Below are 6,089 nucleotides of genomic sequence, written 5' to 3'. Positions count from 1 at the left end.
TCAGTAAGAGTTTACTAGGTTGGGTTAAGGAAGCTCACACGAATTATGCCACGGATGCGCTCACACGGATTTGGCCACGGATGCACTGATTAAGTAAGAGTTTACTAGGTTGGGTTAAGGAAGCTCATACGGATTATGCCAGGGATGCGCTCACACGGATTTGGCCACGGATGCACCGATTAAGTAAGAGTTTACTAGGTTGAGTTGAGGAAGCTCATATGGATTATGCCAGGGATATACGGATTAATAGTCCAGCAATAGTTGGGTTGAGGGACGTTTTGCTAAAGCACAACTTTCATATAGGGAATGCTTGGCAAACGTTAACGCTACGCGACATGTTTGCGTAGCATTCCGTCAGGAAAAAGCGGAGCTTATCCGTAGGATAAACCCAACAACAATCTTTCTCTCCTACTCCCGTAGGGACGTTGCATACAAAGTCCCTACTCTACTCCCTAATGCACAGTTTTGGCTGTGTCAGTCCACTACAATATGGCTAACATTTTTATTGCATGATTTTATATTAAGTAAAGTTCAGGGATATTCTTAATATAGCTGTTAAATTGACCAATAATTATATATGGCCACCAGATTAATTGAATTAGAAGATGGTATTTTAGTTGAGGCCGAAGTCCCAGATGATGAGGCCCAACCTATTTCTACTAATGGTATTAAAGAAGTTAAGTCTAGTTTTGCTAAGGTTAAACCTATACTAATTAGTATTAGTCGCCCTATTGCTGAAGCTTGGCAAGAAATTAATAAAGATATGGAAATTCAACAAGCTGAGGTGGAAGTGGGTTTTAATTTTGAGGGGCAGGGTAATTTATATATTACTAAAGCAAAGGTTGGTACGAATTTAAAGGTTAAGTTGGTTCTGAAACCTAAAAAGTTAGAGAATGAGTAATTTAGAGGAATCTATTGTTTTAATTACCAGTGCTAGTAACGACTCTCGCAAGGCAGATGTTATTGGTACTGGATTTGCTTTTGATAGAAAGAATGATTATACTTACTTGTTAACTTGTGCCCATGTTGTTGAGGATGTGGGTGGTGAGGAAAATGTATTGGTTAATAATATTCGGGCAAAAGTTTTAGCAACGGGAGATGTTAAGGGTTTTGATTTAGCAGTGTTGGGAGTTGAAAAGCTGAATGTGCCACTTTTCCACCTAATAAATTTATCTGAAACAAAAAATCGAAAGTTTCAGACAGCAGGTCATTTTCTCTATGGTGAGGAGAAAAAAGTCTTGCTGGAAACTGTTGATGGAACTTTTGGGAAAAAGCGTTTTGCTCGTCAAAATGATGAAAGAGTGGCAGTTTGGAATTTGTTAATGAATGAAGGCGATCGCCTGCGTAAAGGTTATAGTGGCGCACCTGTTGTTGACTTGGAAATTGGTTATGTGTTGGGTGTCGCTACGAATATGGAGAAAGATGGAACGGAGGGATTAGCTATTTCGGTAGAAGCTTTGGAAAAAATTTGGCGTGAAATACCTACTGATGTTTCTCAACAAATTAGACGAGAATCATTGGAAAATTCTGATAGTTTATCTGTTGAAGAAACTCAACCAGAAATATTAGAAAATTCTGATAGTTTATCTGTTGAAGAAACTCAACCAGAAATATTAGACATTCCTGATAGTTTATCTGTTGAAGAAACTCAACCAGAAATATTAGACATTCCTGATCATTCACTTGCTCAACAAATTACACAACCATTTGATGTAATAACGGTAAACAACAAAGGTGAAGAAATTGAGCGCCGTTCCCATGAAGCAGCATTTTTTACTGAAGATTTGGGTAATGGTGTGGTGTTGGAAATGGTGGCTATTCCTGGGGGGAGTTTTATTATGGGTTCGCCGGAAAATGAAGAGGGAAGACGTGAAAATGAAACTCCTCAACATGAAGTTACTCTGCAACCTTTCTATATGAGCAAATATCCTATTACTCAAAATCAGTATCAAGCCATTATGGGAAAAAATCCTTCTCGCTTTCAAGGAGGAAACCGCCCAGTAGAATTTGTTTCATGGTATGATGCTGTAGAATTTTGTCAAAAGATATCCCAAAAAACGGGAAAAACTTACAGACTGCCAAGTGAGAGTCAATGGGAATATGCTTGTCGCGCTGGTACAACTACACCATTTTACTTTGGAGAAACTATAACGTCTGAGTTAGTTAACTATAATGGCAATTATACCTATGGCAATGCGCCTAAAGGTAAATATCGAGAAGAAACAACGGATGTAGGAATTTTTCCTCCTAATGCCTTTGGTTTATACGATATGCACGGGAATGTCTGGGAATGGTGTGCTGATGACTGGCATAAAAATTATGAAGGTGCGCCTACTGATGGCAGTGCTTGCCTGGAAAATGATGAAAAAGAACATAACGCCGTACTGCGTGGCGGCTGCTGGATCTACATTCCTAATTACTGCCGTTCCGCGTTTCGCAGCCTCAGCATTAGGCGCGACAACCACATCAACAATATTGGTTTTCGTCTAGTATGGGATAGCGGGAGAACTCTTTAACCCTTTTTTCTTTTCCCCTTTTACCCTTTATGCTCCTTTTTTCTTTTCTCTTTTGTATCCGCCGTTAGCGATTTATTAGCCCAGTAGTGGATTGTTTCATCTTAAATGATGCAATAGATGTAGGTTGGGTTGAGGGACCGAAACCCAACAACAATCTTTCTCCCCTACTCCCCTACTCGCTAATGCACTATTTTAGGTGAAACAGTCCACTACTAGCACTAAAGTAATTGTACTAAAATAGTTAAGTAAAATTTAGAGGAGAATAGAGTTATGGATATATTGAAACCTTTTTATGATTTGATAATAAATCCCTTTGCGATAGGATTTACAATATTTTTCTTTGTAGTTGGTTTAGTTGCAGCATTTGACAAAAAATGTCTGATTTTTGCGATAATTGCAGCTATTATCATGTTTTTTCTTACTACCATTTTTTCTTCCTTTATCCAGAATATTCAGGCAACTGAAGCCCAAGTTATAGATATCAATTATAGTTTATTAGCATTGACTGGAGGATTTGCTTTAGGAAAAATATCACAGTGGATAACAAAAAAACTATTAATGTAAATCAAGTAAAATTGAACAATTTGAGAGGTTCAAATGTATTATTCATAATATCCGAGCTAACTTTCATCTAGTTAAAAATAACGCCTGGAAGGGTGACAGAAAAGGCTAAAAAGCTGATTTGACAATTTGTGCAGCTCTTCATTATTAAATGAGCTTTGTTGACAATACTTAGGCTCATTTTTTCTTTTTCATGTTTTGGTCAATCTTTGATTTGAAGGCTTTTTAACCCTTTTGTCATTCCCCTAGCTGAACTCTCAATTCAGACTACTAATTATTTTACCTCCTTAAGCTGGAATTGAGTCAAATCGTGCATCCTCACCAATCCTAAAACCTGACGATCGCCATCCACAACTGGCAGAACATAAACAGGTTTCTTTTTATTGTCTTCCATCATTTTCAAAACTTCGATCGCTGAAATATCTGGCTGACAAAACAGAGGATTTTCAGTCATACAATTTCCAACAGTAGAACTGAGAAAATGTTCTGGATTATCCTTAACAATACGCCGAATATCCCCATCAGTAATAATCCCAATTAACCGATTGTCAGAGTCAGCAACCAAAGCAGCACCTAAAGGTTGTCTAGTCATTTCAATCAAAGCTTCATGCAGAAAACTGTCAGGAGATAAAACCGGAACTTCTTCCGGTGCTTTGTGCATTAAATCATTAACTTGAGAACCCAACAATACCCCTAAATTACCAGCAGGATGATTTTCTGAGAACTCCGAAGCGGTAAACCCACGAGCATTCGCTACAGCAACTACTAAAGCATCACCTACAGCAGTCTGAGCGATCGCGCTACTTGTGGGAATTTCTATTTCTGTTGCTTCTGCTGCAACGTCCAGTTTTATTGTCCAATCTGCTAATTTAGACAATGGGGATGGTACTCGACAAACCATAGACGCTATTTTTGCCCCTCGCAGTCGAGCCACTTTTGCCAGAAATACTAATTCTCCTGTAGCGCCACTTTTGCTCAGACAAATTACTAAATCTCCAGCTTCCACTAAACCTAATTCTCCATGTAGGGCATCATTGGGGTCAATATAAACAGCTTTTACACCAATACAAGCTAATTTACTGGCTAATTGTCTTCCTACCAACCCTGATTTACCGATACCAGCAACAAAAGTTTTGTATTTGTTTTCCACTAAGTATTGGGCTAAGTCTAGGAAATTTTGGTCTAAAGCTTCTGCTTGGGCAGCCACAGCATGAGCTTCTTTGGCTATTGTGGCTTTTGCTGCTTCTAAAATTGAATTTTTAGTTAGAGTTTGAATCATTATTTTAAGTCAAAAATTAGGAAAATTTATAAGTAGGTAAATGAGAAAATTTACCGAATGGACACCCAGTAGGGACGTTTCACTGCGTGACATGAAACGCATTTTTGTTATGGAACGTCTCTACAGTTTAACGAATAATCTGTATATCCGTGGCATAATCTGTGTGAGCCTCGCTGATTTTCCAAACAACGTCTAATCAAGTCTAACGAATAATCCGTATATCCGTGGCATAATCTGTGTGAGCCTCGCTGATTTTCCAAACAACGTCTAATCAAGTCTAACGAATAATCCGTATATCCGTGGCATAATCCGTGTGAGCCTTGCTGATTTTCCAGAGATGGAGATTTCCCATATCTACATATCTATTGGACAATAGTTAGACTAGGTTGAGAGCCAGTCAAAAAAGTAGCGATCGCTGATTCTGGAAACAACGTCTAATCAAGTCTAACGAATAATCCGTATATCCGTGGCATAATCTGTGTGAGCCTTGCTGATTTTCCAGAGATGGAGATTTTCTGAATTTATTGTTCAATAGTTAGACTAGGTTGAGAGCCTTTAAAAAAAGTAGCGATCGCTAGATTCTCTAGAGATGGAGATTTTTTGGCTCTATTGTTCAATAGTTAGACTTGATTGAGAGCTGGCAAAAAAGTAGCGTTTGCTAGATTTCCAGAGATGGAGATTTTCTGGCTTTATTGTTCAATAGTTAGGCTCGGTTGAGAGCCAGTCAAAAAAGTCGCCCTAACTGATTATCGAGAGATGGAGATTTTCTGACTCTATTGTTCAATAGTTAGGCTCGGTTGAGAGCCAGTCAAAAAAGTCGCCCTAACTGATTATCGAGAGATGGAGATTTTCTGGCTCTATTGTTCAATAGTTAGGCTTGGTTGAGAGCCAGTCAAAAAAGTCGCCCTAACTGATTATCGAGAGATGAAGATTTTCTGGCTCTATTGTTCAATAGTTAGGCTTGGTTGAGAGCTAGTCAAAAAATTTGCCCTAACTGATTATCGAGAGATGGAGATTTTCTGAATCTATTGTTCAATAGTTAGGCTCGGTTGAGAGCTAGTCAAAAAAGTCGCTCTCCCTAAATTTTCCCGAGATGGAGATTTTCTGGTTCTATTGTTCAATAGTTAGGCTCGGTTGAGAGCTAGTCAAAAAAGTCACCCTAACTGATTTTCCCGAGATGGAGATTTTCTGAATCTATTGTTCAATAGTTAGGCTCGGTTGAGAGCCAGTCAAAAAAGTCACCCTAACTGATTTTCCCGAGATGGAAATTTTCTGGCTTTATTGTTCAATAGTTAGGCTCGGTTGAGAGCTAGTCAAAAAAGTCGCTCTCCCTAAATTTTCCCGAGATGGAAATTTTCTGGCTTTATTGTTCAATAGTTAGGCTCGGTTGAGAGCTAGTCAAAAAATTTGCCCTAACTGATTATCGAGAGATGGAGATTTTCTGGCTCTATTGTTCAATAGTTAGGCTCGGTTGAGAGCTAGTCAAAAAAGTCGCTCTCCCTAAATTTTCCCGAGATGGAGATTTTCTGAATCTATTGTTCAATAGTTAGGCTCGGTTGAGAGCTAGTCAAAAAAGTCGCTCTCCCTAAATTTTCCCGAGATGGAAATTTTCTGGCTCTATTGTTCAATAGTTAGGCTCGGTTGAGAGCTAGTCAAAAAAGTCGCTCTCCCTAAATTTTCCCGAGATGGAGATTTTCTGAATCTATTGTTCAATAGTTAGGCTCGGTTGAGAG

The 6,089-nt window shown here is 38.7% G+C and carries 4 protein-coding genes; 3 read left to right on the top strand and 1 reads right to left on the bottom strand.

Annotation, left to right across the window (positions count from 1 at the left end; genetic code table 11):
- Positions 1-577: 577 nt before the first annotated feature.
- The 3 genes from F6K40_RS30360 to F6K40_RS30350 all read left to right on the top strand — a co-directional run bounded on the left by F6K40_RS30360 (position 578) and on the right by F6K40_RS30350 (position 3,080).
- Positions 578-901 (top strand): CU044_2847 family protein, encoded by a 324-nt coding sequence (locus F6K40_RS30360; RefSeq protein ID WP_293141312.1) that lies wholly within the window; start codon positions 578-580, stop codon positions 899-901.
- Complete coding sequence (locus F6K40_RS30355; protein WP_293141310.1) at positions 894-2,516, top strand: SUMF1/EgtB/PvdO family nonheme iron enzyme; 1,623 nt, start codon at positions 894-896, stop codon at positions 2,514-2,516. The genes F6K40_RS30360 and F6K40_RS30355 overlap by 8 nt, the downstream gene beginning before the upstream one ends.
- 270 nt (positions 2,517-2,786) lie before the next feature.
- Entirely contained in the window at positions 2,787-3,080 is a 294-nt protein-coding gene (locus tag F6K40_RS30350) for a hypothetical protein (protein ID WP_293141308.1), read from the top strand.
- 271 nt (positions 3,081-3,351) lie between these two features.
- On the opposite strand, the gene F6K40_RS30345 is transcribed toward F6K40_RS30350, so the two are convergent.
- Positions 3,352-4,356: a KpsF/GutQ family sugar-phosphate isomerase gene (locus tag F6K40_RS30345; RefSeq protein WP_293141306.1), complete on the bottom strand. Its 1,005-nt coding sequence runs from the start codon at positions 4,354-4,356 to the stop codon at positions 3,352-3,354.
- Between the last annotated feature and the right edge of the window lie 1,733 nt (positions 4,357-6,089).

Source organism: Okeania sp. SIO3I5 (assembly GCF_010672085.1).
Classification (GTDB): Bacteria; Cyanobacteriota; Cyanobacteriia; order Cyanobacteriales; family Microcoleaceae; genus Trichodesmium.
Note: the sequence above shows the minus strand (reverse complement) of the source record. Positions and strands in the feature narration are given on the sequence as shown.

Bases quoted from the DNA above. Each gene is read 5' to 3' on its own strand.
- F6K40_RS30360 (WP_293141312.1), top strand. From the start codon at position 578: ATGGCCACCAGATTAATTGAATTAGAAGATGGTATTTTAGTTGAGGCC.
- F6K40_RS30355 (WP_293141310.1), top strand. From the start codon at position 894: ATGAGTAATTTAGAGGAATCTATTGTTTTAATTACCAGTGCTAGTAAC.
- F6K40_RS30350 (WP_293141308.1), top strand. From the start codon at position 2,787: ATGGATATATTGAAACCTTTTTATGATTTGATAATAAATCCCTTTGCG.
- F6K40_RS30345 (WP_293141306.1), bottom strand. From the start codon at position 4,356: ATGATTCAAACTCTAACTAAAAATTCAATTTTAGAAGCAGCAAAAGCC.